Below are 23,952 nucleotides of genomic sequence, written 5' to 3' on the forward strand. Positions count from 1 at the left end.
CACCATGAGCGGCCATCGAGACATGGTCCTCTTGGTTGGCCGAGGTCGGCGTCGAGTCGGTCGAGCAAGGATTGGCAAGATGCTTGTTCTCGCTCATCAGCGCGGCCGAGGTCACCTCGGCGATCATCAGCCCCGAGTTCAGGCCCGGATCGGGGGTCAGGAAGGGCGGAAGGTCATGGCTGAGCGCGGGATCGACCATCAGCGCGATGCGACGCTGCGAGATGGCGCCGATTTCGGAAATCGCCAGGGCAATCATATCGGCAGCAAAGGCCACCGGCTCGGCATGGAAGTTACCGCCCGAAACGATCTGACCCACGCTGGTCAGCACCAGCGGGTTATCGGTCGCGGCATTGGCCTCGATTTCCAGCGTGCGGGCAGCCTGCGACAGAATATCAATGGCCGCGCCGGTCACCTGCGGCTGGCAGCGGATGCAATAGGGGTCTTGTACGCGGGTATCACCGTCGCGATGGCTTTCACGGATTTCCGAGCCGTCCATCAGATTGCGAATGACCCGTGCCGACAGGATCTGACCGCGATGACCACGCAATTGGTGGATCTCGTCAAAGAACGGCGCGGTCGAGCCCATGATTGCATCGGTCGACAGCGAGGACGAAACCAGCGCGTTGCGCGCCATGCGGAACGCGGTGAACAGACCCGCCAGCGCGAATGCGGTTGAAACCTGCGTGCCGTTGATCAGCGCAAGGCCTTCTTTGGCCGCCAGAACGATGGGCGAAAGACCCGCAGCCTTCAGCGCCTCGGCGCCAGAATATTCCTGCCCCTTATAGGTCGCGCGTGCTTCGCCCAGCATGACCGCAGCCATATGAGCCAAAGGCGCCAGATCGCCCGAAGCGCCGACCGAGCCCTGCGACGGGATCACCGGCAAAACGCCTTTTGCCAGCATATTTTCGATCAATGCGACCACTTCGGGACGCACGCCAGACGCACCGCGACCCAGCGACAGCAGCTTGAGCACCAGGATCAGGCGAACGGTTTCCTGTTCGACCGGCTCACCAACGCCGCAGCAATGCGACAAGATCAGGTTGCGCTGAAGCGTCGACGTGTCTTCGGCTTTGATCTTGATCGATGCCAGCTTTCCAAAGCCGGTATTCACGCCATAAACCGGAACATCGCCATTGGCGGCTTCGGTAATACGGGCCGAAGAGGCCTCGATGCCCGCGCGCGCGCTATCGGCAAGACGGACCGAAAGGCCTTCGCGCCAGACGCGCTCGAGTTCAGCCAAAGTGGCCTGACCGGGGGTAAGGATAAGTTCAGACAAGTTCGCCTCCCAGAACGCGAGCATGAAGCGGATTGAAGCCTATGCGATAGGTCAGTTCCGCCGGGTGTTTGATGTCGTAAATCGCCAGATCGGCACGCTGGCCAATGGCCAAGGTGCCACGGTCGGCAAAGCCAAGTGCGGTCGCAGCGTGACGGGTCACCGCCGTCAGGCATTCAACCGGGGTCAGGCGGAAAATCGTCGCGCCCATATTCATCGTCAGCAAAAGCGAGGTCAGCGGCGATGTGCCGGGGTTCGCATCCGTCGCCAGCGCAATCGGAACGCCAGCATCGCGCAGCGCCTGCACCGGGGGATAAACCGTCTCGCGCAGGGTGTAGAATGCGCCCGGCAGCAACACGGCCACGGTGCCGGATTTCGCCATGGCATCGACGCCGTCCTGACCCAGCCATTCAAGGTGGTCGACCGAGATCGCACCATATTCTGCAGCCATTGCCGCGCCATGCAGATCCGAAAGCTGCTCGGCGTGCAATTTTACGGGCAGACCCAGCTTTTGAGCGTGATCAAAGATCAGCCGCATTTCGGCGACAGAAAAGGCAATCCCCTCGCAAAAGCCGTCGACGGCATCGATCAGCCCTTCAGCATGGGCACGGTCCATACCGGCCAACACCACATTCGTGATATAACCCGCCCGATCATCTTTATATTCGGGTGGCAGCGCATGGGCCGCCAGCCAGGTCGTGACGACCTCGACCCGGCGCGCCTGGCCGATGCGACGTGCAACGCGCAGCATTTTCAGCTCGCTGTCGATATCCAGCCCATAGCCCGATTTGATCTCAAGGGTCGTGACCCCTTCGCGCAGCAGGGAATCAACGCGCGGCAAGGCGCTTGCGAACAGCTCGTCTTCCGAGGCTTCGCGCGTATTTTTGACCGATGAAATAATGCCGCCGCCTGCGCGCGCGATTTCTTCGTAGCTGGCACCTTCAAGGCGCATTTCGAACTCACGGGCGCGATCGCCACCGTAAACGATATGGGTATGGCAATCGACCAGGCCCGGCGTGACCAGCCTGCCGCCAAGATCATGTACAGGTGCCGCGGAATATTCGCTTGGCAGCTCGCTGCGCGGACCAATCCAAGTGATTCGGCCGTCGCCTACAACCAGCGCCCCATCTTCAATCAGGCCATAACCACCTGATTTTGCATCCATTGTTGCGAAGGAGGCATGAGTGAAAACTTGCATCGATCCTGCCTTGGAATGAATTTCGGTTAATGCTATGTCTAAACATAATGAAAGCATCCGGCAAGGAGGTTCTGGTGGCGGAAGTTTGGGCAGAGCGGGCTTTACTACCCGAGGGTTGGGCTGAGAATGTTTTGGTCTCGATCACCCCGGAGGGGCGGATCGAATCAGTCGAGGCGGGCGTGGCGCCGCGCGGAACGCGCACGCAGCTGCTGCTGCCGTCGATGGCGAACCTGCATTCCCATGCGTTCCAGCGTGCCATGGCGGGGCTATCTGAAACCAAGGGCGATCAACCCAAGGACACATTCTGGACCTGGCGCCAGATCATGTACCGCTTTCTTGATCACCTGACCCCCGAGGATGTCGAAGCCATCGCGGCATTGGTCCAGATGGAGATGCTCGAGGCAGGCTATGCCACCAATGTCGAGTTCCACTATCTGCATCACCGTCAGGGCGGCGCGCATTACGCCAATATTGCCGAGATGTCAGAGCGTATCGCCGCCGCGGCCAGCCGTACCGGTATCGGCCTGACCCTTTTGCCAGTCCATTACCAGTTCGGCGGCATCGATGGCCGCGCGCTTGGTCCGGGACAGCAGCGCTTTGGCACGACCCCGGACGAGTTCGCGCGTCTGGTCGAGGGCGCCGAAGGGGCGCTGCGCAGCCTGCCCGCAGATGCGGGCCTTGGCGTTGCCCCCCATTCGCTGCGCGCGGTCAGCAAGGACGGGCTGGCATTTGCCGCCAACCTGCGCCCAGGCCGACCCGTTCACATGCATATTGCCGAGCAGATCCCCGAGATCGAAGAAATCTCGGCCGGATATGGTCAGCGCCCGGTCGAGTGGTTGCTTGATCATGCGCAGGTGGACCGCAATTGGACGCTGATCCATGCGACCCATATGACCGAAGATGAAACCCGTCGGCTGGCACAAACCGGCGCGGTCGCGGGCCTGTGCCCGATTACCGAATCCAGTCTGGGCGACGGAATCTTCAACGCAACCGTCTGGAAAGATGCCGGCGGTCGCTGGGGCTATGGCTCGGACAGCGATATTCGCATCTCGCTGGTGGAAGAATTGCGTACGTTGGAATATAGCCAGCGCCTGCGCGACAATGGTCGTGCCATGCTGGCAGATCGCAACCGATCCACCGGGCGCGTGCTGTACGAGGCGGGTCTGGATGGCGGGGCAACAGCCGCAGGGCGCGATACCGGCGCGATTAAGACGGGCCTTTGGGCCGATATGATCTCGGTTTCATTGGAAAATCCGGTGATGATCGGGCGCAAAGGGGATACAATGCTGGACAGTTTCGTTTTTGCCGGAAACGATGGGCTGATCCAAGACGTTTGGGCTGCTGGCCGTCACGTCGTGAAAAGTGGAAAACATCTCGACCACGACCGAATTGTTTCGGATTACCTTGGCTGCATCACAAGACTTCAGGACAAAATGTGACCAAAAAACCTGCCATTCCCGCCTCATCCAAGGCTTTGCACATCGTTAGCGAAGTGCGGCGCCGCATCGTCGAGCGGGAATGGGAGCAAGGCGACCGCATCCCGGACGAGGCCGAACTTGCCATCGAGTTCGGCGTTGCCCGGGCTACGGTCAACAAAGCGCTGCAATTGTTGGCCGAAGAGGGGCTACTTGACCGCAAAAGGCGGGCGGGGACGCATGTCACCATCAATCCGGTACGCAAGGCCACATTGTCGATCCCGATTGTGCGCGAGCAGATCGAGCTGGCAGGCCTGACCTATAGCCATCGCGTCATCGCCCAACGCCATAGCGCGCCCCCCGAGGCCATCGCCGCAAGGTTGCAATTATCTGAAACCGCCACTTTGATCCATCTGCGCACCGTTCATTATGGCGATGCCAAGCCCTTTCAGGTCGAGGATCGTTGGATCAACCCTGCCGCCGTTCTAGAGGCTCGGGATGTGGATTTCCGCAAGATGAACGCCAATGAATGGCTGGTGCGCAACGCCCCCTATATGCGCGCGGATCTGGTCATTACCGCAGAAAATGCAAATGCGCGCGAAGCCAGGTTGCTGGAAACCCGGCGCGATCAGGCTTTGCTGATTTTGCAGCGCACCACCTGGAACGATCTGGGCGCGATCACCACCGTCCGGCTGGCCTTTCATCCCCACTACGCCATGTCAGCCGAGCCTTGATCAAGGCCTGTGGGTAGGGATTTTCTCGTGCCAAAAGCGCAGGATCAGTATCAACCGGGCGTTTAGATTCCGGGGCGTTGCGTTTTTGTTTCGCACCATAAAACATCTCGCAATAGATTGGCGATCTGGAATCGCATCTGATAGGATGAAACCGCAAGCAGCCGCTTGCCTTGTCCTTTTTAGTTATCGATTTTCAATGACTTCTCCCAGCAATACCGGCTACCACCCCACTTCGACGGACCCTGCCAGCTCTGCTCTGGCGCTGGGACAGCTTATGCTGGACACCGGGCAACCATTGGCTGCAATCGAAAGCTTTGAAGCCGCCGCCCAAGGGGGAAATGCCGCGGCCATGAACATGCTTGGGCGCATTCACGAACGCGGCTGGGGCATCCCAAGCGACGCGGTCAAAGCCGCCGCCTATTACCGCATGGCCAGTGATGCCGGCGAAGCATGGGCCTCGATCAACCTTGCGGACCTGTATTTGCAGGGAATTGGTGTTGAACAAAGTGATGCCGAGGCCCATCGCCTTTATTGCGCCGCCGCCGAGACCGGACATCCTAAGGCATTGAATATGCTGGGAATGATGGCTGAAGGCGGCCGCGGCCCCGAGACGAGCGACGTCGCACAGGATTATTTCATCCGCGCCGCCGAGGGCGGGGAATGTTGGGGTCAATTCAACGCCGCGCGCCTGTTGATTGCCGCCGATCGGATCGAAGAGGGCCTGGGCTGGATCGACCGTTCGCTGGCCGATGGACCACCCGAATACCTGCGCACCATCGTTACGGCCCTGGGTGGTCACGGCGATGACCGAATCAACAAGCGCGCGATTTGGGCTGAGACGCTGTTGAAGCGCCATTTCGACGAAACGGAATGACGATTTAGGAAAAAATCCGGGCCAGAGAATTTGATTTGGCCCGATTTTTCGCCTGAACTTCCTTGGTATCTGGCTGCGCAACCAGCGCCGCGCTGCGCATATCCATCGGCGCAGCTTTCCCCACAAAACCCGCGAATACCCGCTGCGCATCTGGGATGGCCAATGCGTCCGGTCATCTGCGGCGCAATGATCTGATCCGTTTTGGTCAACCGCCAATTTTGAGACAAAAATGGCCGACTAAAATCATCACCTACTATGGACCTAAGAGAGTTCTGGCGTTAACCCGTCCGGATCATGTCGTAAGCGCGGCATGTGCCAGTTAGGTTTGACGGAGATCGATATGCGCCGATTCGTATTTGCAGCCGCCATGTCAGCAGGGCTTGCTTTGCCCGCGTTGGCCGAGCCGACCCTTGAAACCGCACGTGGCCCCGTCGAACTGGACGGCGTTCCCCAAAAGTTGGTGGTCATGGATGTTGCCGCCATCGATACCCTGCAGGCAATGGATGTTGCGATTGCGGGCATCCCCGACAAGGTCAATCTGAAATACATCAAGACCGAGGGCACGACCGGTATCGGAACGCTGTTCGAGCCCAATCTTGAAGCTATCGCGGGCATGGCACCGGATCTGATCATTATGGGCGGCCGCTCGGCTGCCAAGGTCGATGCAGCTGCGCAGGTTGGCAAAACCGTCGATATGACGATCGGTCCGGATCTGCTGAAAGAAGCCTCGGCCCGCATCGCCACCTATGGCGAGGTTTTCGGCAAGCAGGAAAAAGCAGCCGAAATGCAGGCGCAGCTTGATGAAAAGCTGGCCAAGCTGCACGAAGCGTCAAAGGACAAAGGCAATCTTCTGGTTGTGTTGACCAATGGCCCGAAGATGTCAGCTTATGGCAAGGGCTCGCGCTTTGGCTGGCTTTATGAGGCATCGAACCTAAGTGAAGCGGTCGAAGGTCTGGCCGTTTCGGGTCACGGCGAGGCGATCAGCCCCGAATTCATCGCCGAAAAGAACCCGGACTGGCTGTTTGTTCTCGATCGCGGCATGGCCGTCGGCCAAGAGGGCCAAAGCGCTCAGGAGACCCTGAAGACCCCGCTGGTCGAAGGCACCAAAGCCTGGAAAGAGGGACACATCGTCTATCTTCCTGCATCCGAGATGTATCTGGGCGGCGGCGGCTATCAGGCTGTCAACAACATGCTTGATGCCATGACGGAAGCCCTGTCGAAATGATGCGACCGCTGCCCGTTATGCTGATCTTGCTTTTGCCCTTGATGCTGATCTCGCTTCTGATCGGCGCGGCAAAGTTTGATCTTCTGGCTGCGGGCAGCGATCCTTGGGCCACAATGCTGCTTCTTGAATCGCGCGTGCCACGCACGCTTTCGGTCGTCTTGACCGGAGCGGCGCTGGCCGTGGCGGGCATGGTCATGCAGCAGCTGGTTCGCAACAAATTTGTCGGGCCCAGCTCGACAGGCACCACCGAAAGCGCCGCTCTTGGCCTTTTGCTGATCACGATCTGGGTGCCGAACGCGCCGATTTGGCTGAAGATGATCGCAGCCAGCCTTGCTGCCATGGCCGGAACCGCGCTGTTCATGGCCGTCATCCGCCGCCTGCCCGTTCGCGAAGTCATGTTGGTTCCGATTGCCGGAATGATCCTGGCGGGCGTCATCGGCTCGGTCGTGACCTTCATCGGATGGCAAACCGATTTGATGCAATATATCGGCACATGGCTGATGACCGGGGAATTCTCGGGTGTGGTCGCAGGGCGCTATGAAATGCTGTGGTTTGCCGGCGCCGCTGCCGCAGCTGCCTGGTTCGCGGCCGATCGCTTTGCCATTTTGGGTCTGGGCGAACATGTTGCGCGCGGACTTGGCCTCAACCCCAAACCGGTCATGCGTCTGGGGCTGGTAGTGGTTTCCGTGGTTTCAGCAATGGTCGTCGTGACGGTTGGGATGATCCCTTTCGTGGGCCTGGTTGTCCCCAATCTGGTCTCACGTACGATGGGCGACGATCTACGCGCCACTTTGCCGGTTGTTGCGGCAGCCGGAGCACTGCTGGTCCTTGCCTGCGATATTCTTGGCCGGGTGCTGCGCTATCCCTATGAGATCCCTGTTGGCACGGTGCTGGGCGTCCTTGGCTCGATCATCTTTCTTATTTTGCTTTACCGCCCGCCCCGCCATGTCTGAGCATCGTTCCGCCCCCCTTCTTATCTTGCTGGCTCTGCTGCTGGCAGGGTTTTCAGCGATTTGGGTTTTTCAGGGCCTGCCCGAGGCCGGACGCGCCTTCATTCTGAAACTGCGTCTGATCAAACTATCTGGGCTGATCACGATTGGCGCGGCAATTGCTGTCGCAACCTTGCTGTTTCAAACAGTTGCAGCGAACCGCGTGCTGACGCCATCGATCATGGGATTTGATGCGCTTTACATCCTGTTGCAGACCGCGCTGATTACGGGGCTGGGCACCACTGGTTTTGTCACACTGCCGCCGCAGGCCAAGTTTTTGGCCGAGGTGGCAATCCTGTGCCTGCTGGCCACGCTGCTTTTCGGCTCGTTACTCGCCAATGGCGCACGCGATATTCCACGAATGATCCTGACGGGCGTCATTCTGGGCGTGCTGTTTCGCTCACTTAGCGGCTTTCTTGGGCGCATCATCGACCCCAATACATATGCGGTTGTCCAGTCGATGCAATTTGCCAGTTTCAACACGATCAAGGCCGAGCTGTTGCCGTGGGCCGCAGCGCTTTGCGCCCTCGCAATCATACTGGCCTGGAAAGCCGGGCCAAAGCTTGACGTTCTGGCCCTGGGACGCAACAGCGCAATCCCACTTGGGCTGCGCTTTGATCGCATGGTTGTCGCGGCGCTGGCGCTGGTGTCGCTGTTGGTCGCGGTATCGACGGCACTGGTCGGACCTGTCGCCTTTTTCGGTTTGATTGTCGCAGGCCTGACCCATGGCTTGGTTCGAAATTCGCGCCACCGCGTCATGCTGCCTGCGGCCGCACTGATCGCGGCCATTATCCTCGTCGGCGGTCAGTTTATCTTTGAGCGCCTGCTTGGCCAGCAAGCGACACTCTCGGTCGTGGTCGAATTCGCGGGCGGGCTGTTCTTCCTTTACCTTTTGATCCGGGGGCGCGTGCGATGATCCAGATCCAGAACGTCAGCTATGACATTGGCCAGACCAAAATTCTGGACCAGATCACGGCTGAGATACCCAAAGGGAAATTGACCGCGCTGATCGGCCCGAATGGAGCTGGGAAATCCTCGCTGCTCAAGCTGATTGCACGGCTTGAGACCCTGCAATCGGGCCAGATCGCGATTGACGGGCTGGACGTCGCCCGGACACCGACGGAAACCTTGGCGCTGAAAATGGCCGTGCTAAGCCAACAAACCGTTATCGCCAGTCGCTTGCGGCTATGCGAGCTGGTCGGCTTTGGACGCTGGCCCCATCATCATGGCCGCCCCTGCGCACGCGACCGTGCCCAGGTTGATCTGGCGCTTGAAACCTTTGGACTGAACAGCCTCTCGGGCCGTTTTCTGGACGAGGTTTCGGGCGGTCAGGCGCAGCGCGCCTTTCTGGCGATGACCTTCGCCCAAGAGACGGATTGGCTGCTGCTGGATGAGCCGCTGAACAATCTTGACATGGCGCACTCCCGCGCCTTGATGCAACGATTGGGCGCGCTGGTTCGCGAAAGCGGGAAAAGCATCGTGGTGGTCATCCACGAGGTCAATTATGCCGCCGCCTGGGCTGACCATATCATTGCCATGAAAAGCGGACGGATCCTGGCCGAGGGCACACCCCATCAAGTGCTGAATTCTGAAACCTTGTCAGAGCTTTATGACGTCCCCGTCGCCATAGCCGAACACCAAGGCCGCCCCTTGGTGCTGCACCACGTCTAGGCAGCTCTCGCTAACACCGCAAAGCTCGCGCCGCACCACAAGGCCGCCGTCGGCCCGATGTTGCACATCCAGATCTGCGCAATTGTCTGCCCAAAAAACACCTATGGTTACACGACCACTATAATATTCGCTTTTTGCGTGTATTGTGAGGGTAATCTACCATTGCTGTTGCCCTCACATCTGACCTTCTTCGTGAAAAATGCCGGAAAACCGACCATTCTATGCCTGATGCCAGCTGCACCCAGTCAAGCCCAAAGTCGGCCCTAGTCCACAAGGTCTATCTGGCCTATCACGATGCCAGCCCACTCATCACCAGCCAATTCTTGCAGCCTGTTCACGTTGGCCGCGCCCTCAGCGCCAAGGCATTGCCCGGCACGATAGGCGATGACAGTGGTGAGCATATTTCGAGCCGAAACCCGGAATATTCCGAGCTGACCGCCCAATATTGGGCATGGAAGAACGACCTGAGCGCACAGACCATCGGGCTGATGCATTATCGCCGACTGATCGATCTGACCAACGTGGTGCCCAACTCGCGACATCCGGAACAGTTCGTTACACGTTTTTGCGCGGCCACCTACGCTAGGACAGCCGAGCGCTTCCTGGCTGAGAACGCCCAATTCGATATCATCCTGCCGCGTCCATTAACGCTGCGCAAAAACTTGCGTCAGCAATACGCCGCCTGCCATGAAAGCGCAGATCTTGATGCGCTTTGCACAATCATCGCCGAGCACCGCCCTGATTTTCTTAGCTCCTTTGAGCAAGCACTTGTAGATAATCAGCTTTGTCTGGGGAATATCTTCATTATGAAGCGCAGTTATTTTGAAAATTACTGCGCATTGCTGTTCCCACTTCTTGACCAACTCTACCATAAAAACACGCGTGAAGGTCGATCGCTTTATCAGCGTCGCTATATCGGATTTCTGGCAGAACGGGTTTTGACGGCTTATCGCCTCTTTGTCTCTCGCCCAGACGACGTGAAAAAGCCGAAAATGATCTATCGAGATATTTTGAACATCAGCCAGACCATTCGGCGAGATTTAAACTTTGTCCAGATCACAAAAATGGCTGCAAAAGGTCAAATAGGATGGCGTGATACCGCTCATCTTATCTCTGGAATTTCCTAAGTAATGAACGAACAAAAAAGTCTGGGGCAGGAATGAAAAAGCACTTTCTCATGGTCGGCGCGGGTCTATCAGGCGCTGTTATAGGTCGAGCGCTGGCCGATGCCGAGCATCGTATCACAATTGCAGATTCGCGGCCGCATATTGCCGGAAACTGTCATACCGAGCGCGACCCCGAAACCAACATCATGTTGCATGTCTACGGCCCGCATATATTCCATACAGATGATATCGAGGTTTGGGACTATGTGAATAAATTTGCAAATTTCCTACCCTATAAAAATCGGGTTAAAACGACATCGCAAAACGCAGTTTACTCTCTTCCGGTAAATTTGCATACAATTAACCAGTTTTTTGGCAAAACCTTGCGACCAGACGAAGCCAAAGACTTCATATCTAGTATCGCAGATGCGACGATCGAAGAGCCCAAAACATTTGAAGAGCAAGCTCTTCGCTTCGTCGGAAAAGATCTGTACGAGGCCTTTTTTAAGGGTTACACCATCAAGCAGTGGGGCTGTCATCCTTCCGAACTTCCCGCCGCGATTTTAAAGCGACTTCCCGTTCGCTTTAACTACGATGACAACTATTTTTTCCACCGATTTCAGGGCATGCCTGAAGACGGCTACACCCAGATGATTGCAAACATCATCGATCATCCCAACATCGAACTACGCTTGAACGAGACAGTCGATCGTCAAAATATTGAAAAATATGACCATGTATTTTATTCTGGCGCTATAGACGGTTGGTTCGGGTACCAATTGGGTCGATTGGGATATCGCACACTCGACTTTGAGCGCTTCGACTATGTCGGAGATTATCAGGGCTGCGCCGTCATGAACTACGGTGATGAAAGCACCCCCTTTACCAGAATAACTGAGCACAAGCACTTTTCGCCGTGGGAAGAACATAACTCCTCAGTACTTTATCGCGAATTTTCTAGAGAGTGTCAGGAAGGGGATATTCCATATTACCCCATCAGGCAGGCAGATGAAAAAAGCTTGCTAGCTGAATATATCAAGCTTGCCGAAGCGGAACAAAATGTCACGTTTGTCGGAAGGTTGGGCACATATCGTTATCTCGATATGGACGTAACAATTCGCGAAGCACTCGACTGTGCTAAAGATTTTTTGATCTGCCTAGCCGATGGTACGTCTACCAGTACTTTCAGTAAATATCCGCTTTGAAGACACTAGTGTGAAGCAAATGCACCACCGCTTCTTCTCGCCAGCAGCTCCCGAAAATATGAGAGATTCTATGAATAATTCGGCGTCGCACCTGCCGCTTACAATCCAACAGGATCAGCGTTTCACGGCCGAATTTGCGGAAATATCTGAAATTTACAAAACTCTTTTCGAAGACCGTAATATAGACCTTATTGTTTATGAGGGAAGCGATCCCACATCGGGTGGTGCAACCGTCGTTGAAAATGAGGTGACATTTTATCCTCATCACTTCTCTTCGGCACTCATCGGTAGATTTACCATAACATCTAAAGCCCAAAGCGCAAAAAATCTGTCGGTTTTCGTTTCTATCCCGCTTGTACCGACGCAAGGCGAGGAAAATTCTGACGGCCAGGCGTGGCAGCCTATTAGAAAGTTACGACCGATATACAATTTATCTCCGATAACTTATGAGAAAATTCGTTATCTTACCGAAATGCGGCGGCGCAAACTTGCTAGCAAACGTCACAAATGGAACTCACTCGCCGCTCGAGCCAGGTCGCTTCCCGATGCTGGCGTCGTGGCCCAGAGCCAACGCGCTTCTATCCTGATTGGTTTTCACTTCCTGGAAGTAGGCGGCGCAGAAAAGATGGCATTCGATACGGTAAATTTTGCTCTAGCAGCTGGTTTACGCGTTTTCGTTGTGGCCAGCGTCGCAGCAATCCAAAGGCTTGCACATAAACTTCCGATTCATCCGGACATAAAGTTTATTAGACTTGATCGCTACCTACCGGCGCAATACTGGCCGCGTTACGTTGAAAAATTGGTTAAAAGGGAAAACGTTCGCCTAATACACATTCATCACTGCAACTCTTTGTATGATTGCCTGGCACATTTGCGAATGACCACACCTGAAGTAGCAGTGATCGATACGACGCATATAATCGAACATTCAGACGGTGGCTTTCCGCGAATTTCGCGTGTCTGGTCCAATTTAATAGACCTACATCACGTAATCAGCAATCAGCTAATGTCCTTTTACCATTCCAACTACTACATATCCGGAAAGGTCAAGCTAGGCAGGATGTTGCCTCGATCTTCCGAGGAGAGTTTGTTGCCGAATGTCTCCATGAAAGCCCGAAAGACGTCGCTGAATCTAGTATTCATCGGCCGATATCAGTATCAAAAGCGGCCAATTCTTCTTGCATATATCATGAAGAATCTTGCCGCTTGGGCCAAGAAAAACAATGTGAAGATTCATTCCTCTTTTGTCGGTGAAGGTGTGATGCGACCGGCAACAGAGGATCTTATCCGTCGTTTTGGTCTTCAAGGAACGGTCGATTTTCTACCCGCAAATACTGACGTTCCTGAACTGTTGCGGAAAAGCGATATCCTTTTGCTTCCCTCCAACAACGAGGGGTTGGCCCTTGTTTGTTACGAGGCGATCCAGCAGGGTTGTATCCCAATTTCAACCGATGTCGGTGGCCAATCAGAGATTATCCCGGCTGATCTGTTAGTACCCCTTTCGCCTTCCAGAACAGTGCGCGGAATGACCTCGATAGTTACAAAGCTTTGGGAAGATCAAACCTTCATTGATCGCCAGCAAAGCGAGCTACATCGAATGTATAAGCAGTTATCCAAGGACCCAACGGCGGCTGACGTTCTGGTGCCAATTTATGAAGCCGCAGCTCAAAACAAGGCGCTTCCCCTATGACTATGTTAAGCAATGTTGCTGCCGTCGTTGTTACGTTCAACCGTTCGGATAAACTTAATAAAGTTCTGAACGCGCTCGACTTGCAAACGGTAAAACCTGATACGATCTATGTCATCGACAATGCTTCGACAGATAATACAGAAGAAGTTGTCAAGGCACGAGAGCAAGCAAATATTCGCTATATACGCCTGCCAAATAATATTGGCGGCGCCGGTGGTTTTCATGAAGGCATGAAAATCGCCTATGAAGATGGCGCCAACTATCTTTGGATTTCCGATGATGATGCCTACCCCGAACCTGACGCATTGGCCCACCTTCTGCATGGCATCCGTGATTTCGAGGAACAGCATAGGTGGCGTCCAAGTTTTGCCTGCTCTCGGGTCGAGTGGATTGACGGATCAATCTGTGAAATGAACATCCCGGCGCCTGTCTGGGATTGGCCGCGCTTTCTGAAACGAGAAAGCTTTTACACACTTGCGCTTTCCTGCTCGTTTGTCTCCGTTCTCATTCCACGTTGGGCTGTTCGTGAACACGGCCTGCCAATCGCGGATTATTTCATCTGGTTTGACGATGCTGAATACACCCGCCGCATTGCACGATCATATCCGGGAATTTTTGTTCCAGACAGCCGCGTAATCCATGACACCCCTGAAAATAAAGGGGTTAACTTCGGTCTTATTACCGATAAGAATGTCTGGAAGTTTGAATATGGGGCTAGGAACGAGGCCTCATATCACCGTCGCGAACGCGGGCTTTTAGGCATTCTGTCATTTGCCAATGGGGTCAGGCAGCAAATGCGTCACGGCAAGGTTTCTGCACCTTTGAAACGCCGGATCTACAAATCCATCTTAAAGGGATGGGCTTTTCGGCCTAAAATCGTCAAGGTGGATAGCTAGACTTATCTCACTTCCCTTATTGTCCATCAGGTTCAATCAGCTCTGGTGGTAAGGGAGGTGCTTGGTCTTGGGACACAGGCTCGGGTGGTGCGGAGACCGTAAAAGGCGCCATATCGACAGCACTTGCCCCCCCCTGCTTTTGAATTTCGCTTAGAACCAGCGGTAAAAGCCGCGAGACATCGCTGCCTGCCGGGGCGGCGGCAACGCTGGTCAGCGGCTGATCAGAGACGACGGCGACAAGAAGTTGCGGCTCGGTTCGCGTTTCGCCTTCTGCCAGCGAGATACCGAAACTAAAGGTAAACGCCCCGTCGGCTTGCGCGCTTGCCAGTCGCGACAGGTCATAGACCGCCCCCTTGGGCGAGACCAGAAATAGCCACAGTTTGCGGCCAGAAAGCTCTCGGATACGTCCTGAGACCTCGGTCCCGCTGGTGATCTGCGAACTGTCGAGCGCCAGAACGGGGGGGGCGGCTTCGCGTCCGGTCAGCGCACGCACAAAATCCAAGGCAGCACATTGTGACTGTGTTATTTCGCTTGTCACCAGTGCGGGTCTGCCCGCAAATTTGGCCGCGTAATCATCCCGCAACTTTTCCAGATCCGATGGATGTGCGGAAATCTGACGCAATTTGCCCGCATCGGGTCCATGGGCGATCCGCATCACGAAGGTGCAGTCTGCAACCGGCTGTTCAGCCAAGAACCCTTCGCGGCTTTCCAGATCGCGCGGGGGCAAAGGTGCAAGGGGGCTTTGGGCAGTCTCAACCGGCTGCTCAGGCACAGTTTGGGGTGAAGGTATCAGACCCCAACCCGCTGCGATCGCCAGACCCAGGCAGATGGCCGCGATCAGCCATAGCTTGCGGGTTTTCGGGGCTTTGATCGGCTGAATTTCGGCCTGGGCGGCCACTTGCAGGCGCTCAAAAGGGCTAGCCGATCCCAAATCATCATGGGGTGGCAATTCCGGCCCTGTGCCACCCTCGGGCGATGGTTCAACGCGTGGGTTTTGCCCCCCCCAAAGAGGGAGCCGATAGCGCGCGGCAAGATGGTTCGGATCATCCAAAATCGCCAGAACGGCCTGCATATCATGCGGTCTGTTTTGCGGCTCGGGCTCTAGCATATGCTGAAGCAGGGGATAGATCCGATGCGAGATCCCACCCAAGTCCGGAATATGTCGCCGCAGTTCCGAGGCTTCAACAATGGAGTTTCCCATCTCCACCGGGCTGCCGCGCAACGCCGCTGCGATCATCAGGGCAAGGCCGTAAACATCAGTCCATGGTCCGATCTGACCGCGGCTGTGGCCCAGTTGCTCGGGGGCAATATATTTGAATTTACCGGCAAATCTTCCGTTCAATCCATCGCCGAATTCGGTTGATCGGGCGATGCCGAAATCGATCAGTACAGCCTCATCCAAGCGATTGTCGCGCAAGATGACATTGTCGGGCGACAGGTCGCGGTGGGTGACACCACGGGCATGAGCCTCGGCCAGACCGTGGGCCAGACGGCGCAGCAAGATCAGCGCTGAATCGACTTCCAACGGGCCGCGCTCTTTGACAAAATCCCACAGGTGCTGGCCTTCGACAAACTCCATGATCAGGCAATAGCGGTTCAGCCCGCGGTCCCGAATGAAGTTGTGATAGCGCACGATTGCATCATCGCGCATCTGCACAAGGGTTCTGGCCTCGCGACGAAACAGTTCGATGATGTTCTCATCGCGGGCAAGGTTTGGCAGGATGATTTTTACCGCCACCGGATCACCGGTAAAGATATTCTCGGCGCGGTAAACCTCGCCCATTCCACCCGCGCTGACCAAACGCAGGATGCGGTAATTCTCGTTGATTAAAACGCCCGGCGCCACGACCCGGGTAAATCCCGTCGATGGCGCGTCCGTTTGAATGCGGGTACCCTGATCGGGACCGACGGCGATCCGTGTACGGTCAGCCGCCTGAACCCCTTCACTTGAAGATGGCTTGGGCGGTTGATCGGGCGGGGTCGCATCCGGATCGCTCATTAGCTTTCATGCTCGGAGATGGGTCGCTCGAGACAGCGCAGAACGATCGCTGTCACATTGTCATGCGCACCACGCTGAAGTGTCTGGTTGATCAAAGCAGCCGCAATCCCCGCGGGTTCGTCGGGCTGCAACAGGATCTGGCGAAGCTCTTCATCGCTATTATGTTCGGTCAACCCGTCCGAGCACAGCAGGAATAGATCCCCCGCCTCGACAACCCCAGTCACGGTTTCGGGCGTGGGATGCATTTGGATGCCAATGGCCTTGGTGATGACATTGCGGTTGGGATAGCTGCGCGCCTCAGCCTCGGTCAGCTCACCCTGTGCGATCAGTCGTGCGACCTCGCTATGGTCGGTCGTCAGGCGAAAGATCAGCCCCTTTCGCAGCAGATAGATGCGGCTGTCCCCGGCCCAAATGCAGGCAAATTCATGCCCGTGGATCAGCAAGGCCGCCAGTGTCGAACCCACGGTTGTCAGCTGTGCCTGTTGTGCATGGGCAAGGATGCGCTGGTTGGCGCGCTCGACCCGCTCCAGCAACCGCATGCGCTGATCCTGTGCCGATACCGGCAATCCCAGCGAGGCGATTTCTTCGACGATCATCCGGCTTGCAATATCGCCAGCCTGATGCCCCCCCATGCCATCCGCGACCGCCCAAACCCCAATCTCGGGCATGGTAATGAAGCTATCCTCATTATGCTCACGCACCGCACCTTCATGGGACAAAGCGCCGTCCACGAATAGAAAAACTTCACCCTCATCGGTCATGACCATGGCCCTTTTGTTCAACTCTCTGGCCCGGCCCCGCCGGTGATCAGCCAGCTCAAGGCTTGCGGATCGGGCAGCCCCTGACAGGAAAGCACGCCCGTGCCCCCCGCCTCGGCATGAGAAAACCACCAATAGCTGCGCGCTGTCGCCCCGCAAATCAGATCCGTCAGCGCCAGATCCGCCAGCAGATCGGGGGCAGAGCCACTGGCCCGCATGGCCCAAAACATATGCTCATGCCCGCCAAGACCCCGCTCTGCGCCCTCAAAGCCGTTCAGCCTAGAGGCAAGCAATGGTTGGGTCTCAGAGGGAAGCAAAACCGCCTGTTCGAAAAGGTCGGCCAGTGCCTCTTCGGCAGCAATGTAGAAGTCCTGCTCGACCTGCAAAGTCGGCAGGCTGTCGGGTGCAGCGCCCGACAGGATCAAAAGCGGATAATTGCGACCAACCTTGTCGCACGACATGCGCATGACGCCGCGCCAAGCCATGCCGTGGCCGATTTCTGCGCCCAGCCAAAACCGCAAGGCCGTCCGACTTTGGCACACCGCTGGCCATGCCGGGCCGATCTGCTCGCGTACCGGACCAAGGCTGCTGCCCAGCCATTCCGACAGCCGCCATTCCAGCTCGTCGGGCAGGCCGGCAGACAGGAAATCGCCATGCCCGGGATGCTTGCCAAAGACCGCAGCCTGTACCAAAGCTGCGTCGCTCAATCGATGCTCTGGGGGCATGAAAACTCCCTGATCTCGGGCATTGTGAAGGGGTTGGCGATGGCATTCACCGTCAGGTCATAGGTGATGTTGCGCCCTCCGATGGTAAAGGTCGCCCGCAACGTATCCCCGATCTGCTGTTTGGCGCTGGCTGCTGCCAAAAGTTCGATAAAGGTCCAGGAATTGCCCTCGAACAGCAATGCCGAGGGGCGATCAAGCGCGGGTGCAATTTGTAGCAGGGTCGACTTGCCCTTGCCGGGCCAGGTCACTGTTTGCGGCAGCGAGCCCGTCACCGTTTGCACCTTTTCATCGTTGATCGACAAAAGAGCCTCGCGGATGGTGGGATGGGCATCGACCTGCGCAATGGTGATTTCGACCTGAGGCTGATTGCCGCCCCCGGCAAAAAAGGCACGGCGAATACGTTCGGCACGCTCAAATTGCTTGAGGGTGTTGACGTTGAACCTTTTGGTGATGTCTTTGTCCGCGCGATAGGTCAGCCCGTTTTCGCCGCGCTCGACATAGGGCTCAAGATATTCGGTAAAGTAGCGATCCATTTCGCCGCCCGGACCAAAGAAGCGGGCAAAGTTATCGATCGACAAGCTGCGCGAGGATTTGGCAAAGGGATAGGCCGAGGCGATATTGTCGCGGCAAAAGAATGTGATCTGATTGGTCAACGCTCGGTTCATCGTCTCGACGCTGGCATCCGAGGCACCACTGCGGAAATCCGCATCCGCGTCATTGACGATCTGCGCCAAAGGTTCAGGCAACTGCGAGTTATACTGGGTCAGGGTGTTCAGCAGCGTTGGCAAAGCTGCCGCCGATTGATCGGGATTATGCTCGGCCAAGCGCAGATTTTCCCAAATTGCACCGAAATTGCCGATCAGCGTATCGATGGGACGCTTGCCCGGCTCGCCCTGTGCCAGATCCTGCCAACCCTTGAACGCCTCGGAGATCTGATCGATTGGCCGGCGGAAGCTATAGTCCTCTTGCTCGGGCGCCGCGCCCGCGCGGGTCTGGCCTTTTTTGCTTTGCTTCGAGGCCGCATCCAAGATCATACGCTGAATGCCGTTCGAGCGGCTGTGAAAGCGGCTGGCAAGGGCACTGCCAACATCTTGCGCGCCACCTGCAACCGATCCGCCCTCGGCAGCGGGGGTCCCGGCGATCTGTTCGGGGGTCAGATCCTCCATCCCGTCGAATTCCCGGGCCAGATTGGTCTGATCATCGACCGCTTTCACCAGCTCCAGAATGGGCGATGCCGTGACCGATGCGGCCGCCCCAAGCGCGGCATAGCGCGGCTTATCGGCCACCATCGATGTCAGGGCCAGATTCCCCAGCACCTTGTTCCAAGCGGCGATGAAGTCACGGCGGTAACGCTCCATCAGATCGCGATCCAGCCGCGCAAGGCGGGTCTCGATCTCGGCACTATTGGCCAGATCGCCCAAGACCCACTGATCCTTGCGCAGCGCCTCTTCGACAACGCTCAGCTGGTCGAAGAAATAGCCCCAGAAGCCCTCATAGGTATAGATTGCGGGCACCGTCATCGTAGTCAGATCGGTGCCGTCACGGGTTACAAAAACCTGCCCGGCATTCTTGACCGCCGTCGCCATTTGCCAATCAGTCAGATTGGTTGCGCCGACACCGTCCTGGATCAAGGCATAGGCCTGCTCATCCAGGGGCAATTGGGCGATGGCCGCGCGCGCGGCATCGACCGTGGTTTGATCAAGGCTGACCAAAAGTTGGCGGTCCTTGCCCAGTGCCAGCATGGCGATAAGGTGCTTTTTCAGCTGATCACGCAGATCGATATCCGCGCGCTCGGGATATTCGCCGCGCCAGATCTGCTCGAACCAGCTTTCGACTGCCGGGTCGTCCTGAACCTCGCCCTGCCCGCCCAGCAAAAGATAAACCTTCAGCGCACGATAGATGTCCGTCATATCGCCGCTGGCGATGATCTCGGGCATGCGCTTTTCCAGATCCAGGACCAATCGCGGACGCAGCATCCGCTCCAGCGCATCCGAATAAGCGGCGGTCGAGGCGCGGTTCAGGCGTTCGCGTTGACCCAGGCCCAGCCCTTCGAAAAACCCCGCATCCTGACTGTCGCCATAGCCAGCCGGCATGGCCGCCAATCGCGTCAACAAAGGGGTGACATCGCGCAGATTGGGGTCGTCGATAATTTCTCGGCTCAGCTCTTTTTGGGCAAAGCGATTATAGTTCGCGGTTTCCGCTTCGGCAGTTTTGACCAGATTGTAATTTTTCCAGAAACTATAGCCCAAAGCGCCCGCGGTCCCGACCGAGACGACCAGGATCGTCGTCATCGCGGTCGCGCGCAGCATCATCGCCCGTCGCACCGCCCTGCGATCATGCGAGACCCAGCCCTGTTCAGGGAAGATCACGCGGCTAAGAAGGTCATGAATGAAAAAGCTTTTGCCGCGACCCGACATAAAGGAAGGCTGAAAGCCCGCCTGCGCGCCATCGCCGCTCATGGCGCCCAGCACCTGATCGATGGGGGTTCCCTCTTGGGTGCCCGAGGTAAAGTAAAAGCCGCGCAAAATGGCATTGGTCTTATAGCGTGTGGGCTCGAAAACCCGGCGCATGAACTCGGTCACATTGCCCCGCAAAAGCGCCATCTGTCCCGGCAGACCAAAGATCGAGATACGCGAGATCCCATCGGGCTCTTCGGACATGCGATCGATGATTTCATCCGAAAGGCGCGCAACCAGGCGATCAAACTCGGCGGGAACAGCCTCGACGGTGATCGCTTTGCGGTCCCTATTCTGGAAGGTGACCCCCCAAACCAGCTTGCGCCGGTTCAGACTGAATGAGGCAAAATATTCACGAAAACCCGCGATCAAATCGGCCTTGGTGAACATGACATAGACCGGGAAATCGATCTTGAGCGTCTCGTGGATCTCGGCCAGACGCGCACGGACGGTTTCGGCATGGGCCTTTAGCGCCGCAGCATCGTCGCGCATCATATCTTCGACAGAAAAGGATAGGATGACACCGTTGATCGGCCGATTGGGCCGGGTTTTCTTTAGTTGCTCAAGCAATGCGGCCCAGCTTGCCTTATCGGCAACGGCGTCACTGTCTTGCGTGGTATAGCGGCCGGCGGTGTCGATCAGAACTGCCTCTTCCGAGAACCAGAAATCGACATAGCGCGTACCACCAAACCCCGAGACACCCTGATTTTGCGCCAGTGGAAACTCGATGCCCGAATTGGCAAGCGCGGTGGTTTTGCCCGCGCCCGGTGGGCCGATAATCACATACCAGGGCAGGTCATATAGATAGGAAGCACCCCCGGTTTTTTTCAAAACCGTCATGGCCTCTTGCATTTTTTCGGCCAAAATCTTGCCGTCGCCTTCGGGTTCCGCAGGGATCAACGCGGCTTCCAACGCACGGGCAGCCTTTACCCGCCTGCGCCAGCGCAGCAGGATCACGAACAGGAAAATGGCATAGACCGCGCCGATGATGACGAGCCGCCAAAAGACCGAGGCCAAAGGGGCCCAACCCGTCATAGGCGCACCGATCCAGACCGCGATGCCGAATGCGCCCAGCCCTAGGATCATCAAAAACCAGCGAAACCAGACGCTGTCACGCGGGCGAGGTAGATAGATACCAAGAAAACTCACTGTCCAGCCTCTTGTGATGGGGCGGTTTGTTCTGGGGCGGCATGGGTTTGGGCATCAGGGGCCGCATCATAAGTACCCTCGCGGGCCAGCATGATTTCGACCCGGCGATTTTGGGCGCGCCCCTCTTCGGTGGTATTATCACCCACCGGATCCTCTTCGCCCTTGCCCTCGACGCGCAGCCGCGAGGGGTCATTGATCGTTTTGGCCAGAACGGTTTCGACGGCCTGAGCCCGGGCTTGGGACAGTTGGTAATTGTCTTTGTACTGACCGCGCCCCGACAGGGGAAGATTATCGGTAAATCCTTGGATCAGGACCGGACCCCCTTCGGCGTTCAACACATCGGTAATGCGCACGGCAAGCGGCGCAAAACCTTCTTTGACGGCGGTTTTGCCAAGATCGAACAGTTGCAGGTTGCCGACACGCAAAGCGATATAGTCGCCTTTGGCCTCGACCCCGACTGTTCCTGCCGTGATTTCATCGGACAGGGCCGTGCGGATACGCTCCAACTGCGGGATCTTGGCGACATAGGCCTGCCCCGGCTCGCGCTGGATCGACAAGACCGGAGATCCACGATGCAAGGTGATTAGCGATTCCGAAGCAGAGGCCCCGTCGCGGTTGATCAGCGTCGTCAACAGCGCAAAAAGCGCGACCACCGACAAGGCGGCAAGCCCAAGAACCAAAGACGCCGAAATGGCGGCAAAGCGTCGGCCTTTGTCCTGCAAAACCGCCGCCCACATCACCGATATATCTTCATCTGGGCGCGGATTGACCCGGCGCAGCGTCTCGTAGATGGCGTTGCGGATGCGGGTCAGCTCGACTGGCCCATTTGGAGAGGTGCGAAATTGCCCCTCAAAGCCCAATGACATGCACACCAGCATCAGCTCGAGCAGGTTATAGCGCTGTGCCGGGGCTTGCATGGCCTTTTCGGCCTCTTGGAAAAAGCCGACACCGGAATCGCGCTTGCCGAAAAAGCGCGCAACCATCGAATATTGCTGCCAGCTGCCACGATCCGAGCCAGGAAGGTTCTGGACAATATCATCCGCGGTGCCCGAAAGCGCATATTTGGCAACCAGAACCTCATGCGGATCAAGTCCTGCCGACAGCGCGACCCGCTCGAAGCGGTCAATCTCGCGGGTGACATGCTCCATCAGGGGAGCCACCTGCAGCTCAACCATGCCGGTGCGCAGACGACCCAGCAAAATCAACAGGCTGGCCGCAGCGGCCAAAAGCGGGTTCGATGAGCTGCCAGCCCCGATCTCGCTGACGCGCAGGGCATCATGCAAGGGGATCTTGGCCAGATGGCGCGGCATCTGCTGTTGGCGGTCGCGTTGATAGTCGGGGAAAAATCCGGCGTCACTGGCCACGAGGCGCCCGATGCCACCGCCCCCGCCGACCGATGCGCCCGAGGCGGGATAGCCTTGCGGGGGATATTGCGGCGATGGCGGATGGCCCGCATGCCCATATCCCCCCGAGGGCTGGGCAAATCCACCCGCCCCCGGCTGATGGCTGTGCGGATTGGGAAAAGATTGCGGGGCGCCCGCGCCGATCCAGGTATCCTCGCGCCCCTGAGACGGGCGCCCGAAAGGCGCGCCCGCCCCCACCGACGAGGGCGCCTGACGCCCGATCACGGTCCGCTCGCCGCTTTGCGGCGGATAGGGCGGGGCTTGCCCGATATCGGTCGTTGGATGCGAAGGCGCTTGCCCGGATCTGCCAAATGGGCTGTCCGAGGTCGCATCACCGCGCGGCAGCGCGCCACCGAACACCGTTTTGTCCTGATCGTCGCCGCGTGTTCCCATCAGGCCTTCTCCGGAATAGCCCAAAGCTCCAGCTTCAGTTCGGGCCAATCACCCGCAAAATGCATCCCGATCGCCGGCGCGGTCGAGAACTCTCGCCACAGCGGCGAGTTCTTTTCCAGACGGAAATAAACGTTCGAGGACAGCACCCGGATCTGGCGCGGCGGGTTGGGCAGATGCTGTAAGCCGATCCCGGGCAGGTTGTTGTTCACGATCTCGGACATGCGGGTATTGGGCCCGACCTTGCACAGTTCCGGGAACTGGCTTTGGACCTGCGTCAGGGGCTTGGCCGATTCCACCTCGACGATGAACGTCGCCTCGCGGAACAGATTGCGATCCTTGACCTCGGCCAAATAAGAGTTCTGACGGACATGACGCAGCAAAAGCCGGATGGCGCGGCCAATATCGCGCGACAAAAGCCGCTGAATATCCGAAACCACTGGCGAAAAGCAGGTCTTCAGATCACCGTGGTCATAGGCCTCGTAATCAGGTGCCTGCCGATTGCCGGTATCAAATGTGGCCAGCTCTCCGGCAAGCCCGCTCAGGCGCTCAAACAGGCGCTCGGGATGGATGGCAAAGGTGCGTGACATATGGCGCAAGGCGCCGATCTCGCGGTTCAGCGTCATCAGCATCAGATAATCCGAGGCCTGCAAGCCGCCCCCCGACGATGGGTCCGCCGCATAGCGAGACAGGGTTTCCAGCCGCGCCTCGACCCAGCCGATGACCCGGGTCAAATAGCCCAAAATCTGGGGATGTGCCCCGATGACCATGGCAGGCGGGGGCACGGTTTCATCAA

Annotated in this window: 19 protein-coding genes; 11 read left to right on the forward strand and 8 right to left on the reverse strand. The window is 57.3% G+C overall.

Features of this window, described 5'->3' with window-relative positions; all coding sequences use genetic code 11:
- Together hutH and hutI are read right to left on the reverse strand one after the other, a co-directional pair.
- A partial coding sequence (gene hutH, locus RTS12_RS13540; RefSeq protein WP_409455685.1) for a histidine ammonia-lyase occupies nt 1–1,276 on the reverse strand: 1,276 nt, incomplete at its 3' end.
- Nucleotides 1,269–2,471, reverse strand: a complete 1,203-nt coding sequence (gene hutI / locus RTS12_RS13545) for an imidazolonepropionase (protein WP_312529405.1) — start codon at nt 2,469–2,471, stop codon at nt 1,269–1,271. The genes hutI and hutH, both read right to left, overlap by 8 nt.
- A 74-nt stretch (nt 2,472–2,545) precedes the next feature.
- Between hutI and RTS12_RS13550 the strand changes: the two genes are divergently transcribed.
- From RTS12_RS13550 to RTS12_RS13600, 11 genes are all read left to right on the forward strand, one after another.
- Nucleotides 2,546–3,910, forward strand: a complete 1,365-nt coding sequence (locus tag RTS12_RS13550; protein WP_312529407.1) for a formimidoylglutamate deiminase — start codon at nt 2,546–2,548, stop codon at nt 3,908–3,910.
- Complete coding sequence (locus tag RTS12_RS13555; RefSeq protein ID WP_312529409.1) at nt 3,907–4,620, forward strand: UTRA domain-containing protein; 714 nt, start codon at nt 3,907–3,909, stop codon at nt 4,618–4,620. Before RTS12_RS13550 ends, RTS12_RS13555 begins: the two co-directional genes overlap by 4 nt.
- Before the next feature lie 196 nt (nt 4,621–4,816).
- Complete coding sequence (locus tag RTS12_RS13560) at nt 4,817–5,494, forward strand: tetratricopeptide repeat protein (protein WP_312529411.1); 678 nt, start codon at nt 4,817–4,819, stop codon at nt 5,492–5,494.
- Nucleotides 5,495–5,834: 340 nt separating this feature from the next.
- Nucleotides 5,835–6,719 (forward strand): siderophore ABC transporter substrate-binding protein, encoded by an 885-nt coding sequence (locus RTS12_RS13565; RefSeq protein WP_312529412.1) that lies wholly within the window; start codon nt 5,835–5,837, stop codon nt 6,717–6,719.
- Nucleotides 6,716–7,672: an iron chelate uptake ABC transporter family permease subunit gene (locus RTS12_RS13570; RefSeq protein WP_312529413.1), complete on the forward strand. Its 957-nt coding sequence runs from the start codon at nt 6,716–6,718 to the stop codon at nt 7,670–7,672. Before RTS12_RS13565 ends, RTS12_RS13570 begins: the two co-directional genes overlap by 4 nt.
- Nucleotides 7,665–8,624 (forward strand): iron chelate uptake ABC transporter family permease subunit, encoded by a 960-nt coding sequence (locus RTS12_RS13575; RefSeq protein ID WP_312529414.1) that lies wholly within the window; start codon nt 7,665–7,667, stop codon nt 8,622–8,624. The genes RTS12_RS13570 and RTS12_RS13575 overlap by 8 nt, the downstream gene beginning before the upstream one ends.
- Nucleotides 8,621–9,379: an ATP-binding cassette domain-containing protein gene (locus RTS12_RS13580; protein ID WP_312529415.1), complete on the forward strand. Its 759-nt coding sequence runs from the start codon at nt 8,621–8,623 to the stop codon at nt 9,377–9,379. The genes RTS12_RS13575 and RTS12_RS13580 overlap by 4 nt, the downstream gene beginning before the upstream one ends.
- A gap of 221 nt (nt 9,380–9,600) precedes the next feature.
- Complete coding sequence (locus RTS12_RS13585; protein WP_312529417.1) at nt 9,601–10,506, forward strand: DUF4422 domain-containing protein; 906 nt, start codon at nt 9,601–9,603, stop codon at nt 10,504–10,506.
- 32 nt (nt 10,507–10,538) lie between these two features.
- Nucleotides 10,539–11,690, forward strand: coding sequence for a UDP-galactopyranose mutase (glf, locus tag RTS12_RS13590; RefSeq protein WP_312529419.1), 1,152 nt, complete (start codon nt 10,539–10,541; stop codon nt 11,688–11,690).
- A gap of 19 nt (nt 11,691–11,709) precedes the next feature.
- Nucleotides 11,710–13,380, forward strand: coding sequence for a glycosyltransferase (locus tag RTS12_RS13595; protein WP_312529431.1), 1,671 nt, complete (start codon nt 11,710–11,712; stop codon nt 13,378–13,380).
- Complete coding sequence (locus RTS12_RS13600; protein WP_312529420.1) at nt 13,377–14,276, forward strand: glycosyltransferase family 2 protein; 900 nt, start codon at nt 13,377–13,379, stop codon at nt 14,274–14,276. Before RTS12_RS13595 ends, RTS12_RS13600 begins: the two co-directional genes overlap by 4 nt.
- Nucleotides 14,277–14,292: 16 nt before the next feature.
- Here RTS12_RS13600 and RTS12_RS13605 read toward each other — a convergent pair whose 3' ends face one another.
- From RTS12_RS13605 to tssK, 6 genes are all read right to left on the reverse strand, one after another.
- Nucleotides 14,293–16,275 (reverse strand): serine/threonine-protein kinase, encoded by a 1,983-nt coding sequence (locus RTS12_RS13605; protein WP_312529422.1) that lies wholly within the window; start codon nt 16,273–16,275, stop codon nt 14,293–14,295.
- Nucleotides 16,275–17,036 (reverse strand): PP2C family protein-serine/threonine phosphatase, encoded by a 762-nt coding sequence (locus RTS12_RS13610; protein ID WP_312529424.1) that lies wholly within the window; start codon nt 17,034–17,036, stop codon nt 16,275–16,277. Before RTS12_RS13610 ends, RTS12_RS13605 begins: the two co-directional genes overlap by 1 nt.
- Before the next feature lie 17 nt (nt 17,037–17,053).
- Nucleotides 17,054–17,758, reverse strand: a complete 705-nt coding sequence (gene tagF / locus RTS12_RS13615; protein WP_312529425.1) for a type VI secretion system-associated protein TagF — start codon at nt 17,756–17,758, stop codon at nt 17,054–17,056.
- A complete protein-coding gene (gene tssM, locus RTS12_RS13620) occupies nt 17,737–21,363 on the reverse strand; it encodes a type VI secretion system membrane subunit TssM (RefSeq protein WP_312529427.1) in 3,627 nt (1,208 codons plus the stop codon). The genes tagF and tssM overlap by 22 nt, the downstream gene beginning before the upstream one ends.
- Entirely contained in the window at nt 21,360–23,159 is a 1,800-nt protein-coding gene (icmH, locus tag RTS12_RS13625) for a type IVB secretion system protein IcmH/DotU (protein ID WP_312529428.1), read from the reverse strand. The genes tssM and icmH overlap by 4 nt, the downstream gene beginning before the upstream one ends.
- Nucleotides 23,159–23,952, reverse strand: a 794-nt coding sequence (gene tssK / locus RTS12_RS13630; RefSeq protein ID WP_312529429.1) for a type VI secretion system baseplate subunit TssK, incomplete at its 5' end; no start/stop codon positions are given. The genes tssK and icmH, both read right to left, overlap by 1 nt.

The sequence above is a fragment of the Paracoccus sp. (in: a-proteobacteria) genome (genome assembly GCF_032007265.1).
Classification (GTDB): Bacteria; Pseudomonadota; Alphaproteobacteria; order Rhodobacterales; family Rhodobacteraceae; genus Paracoccus.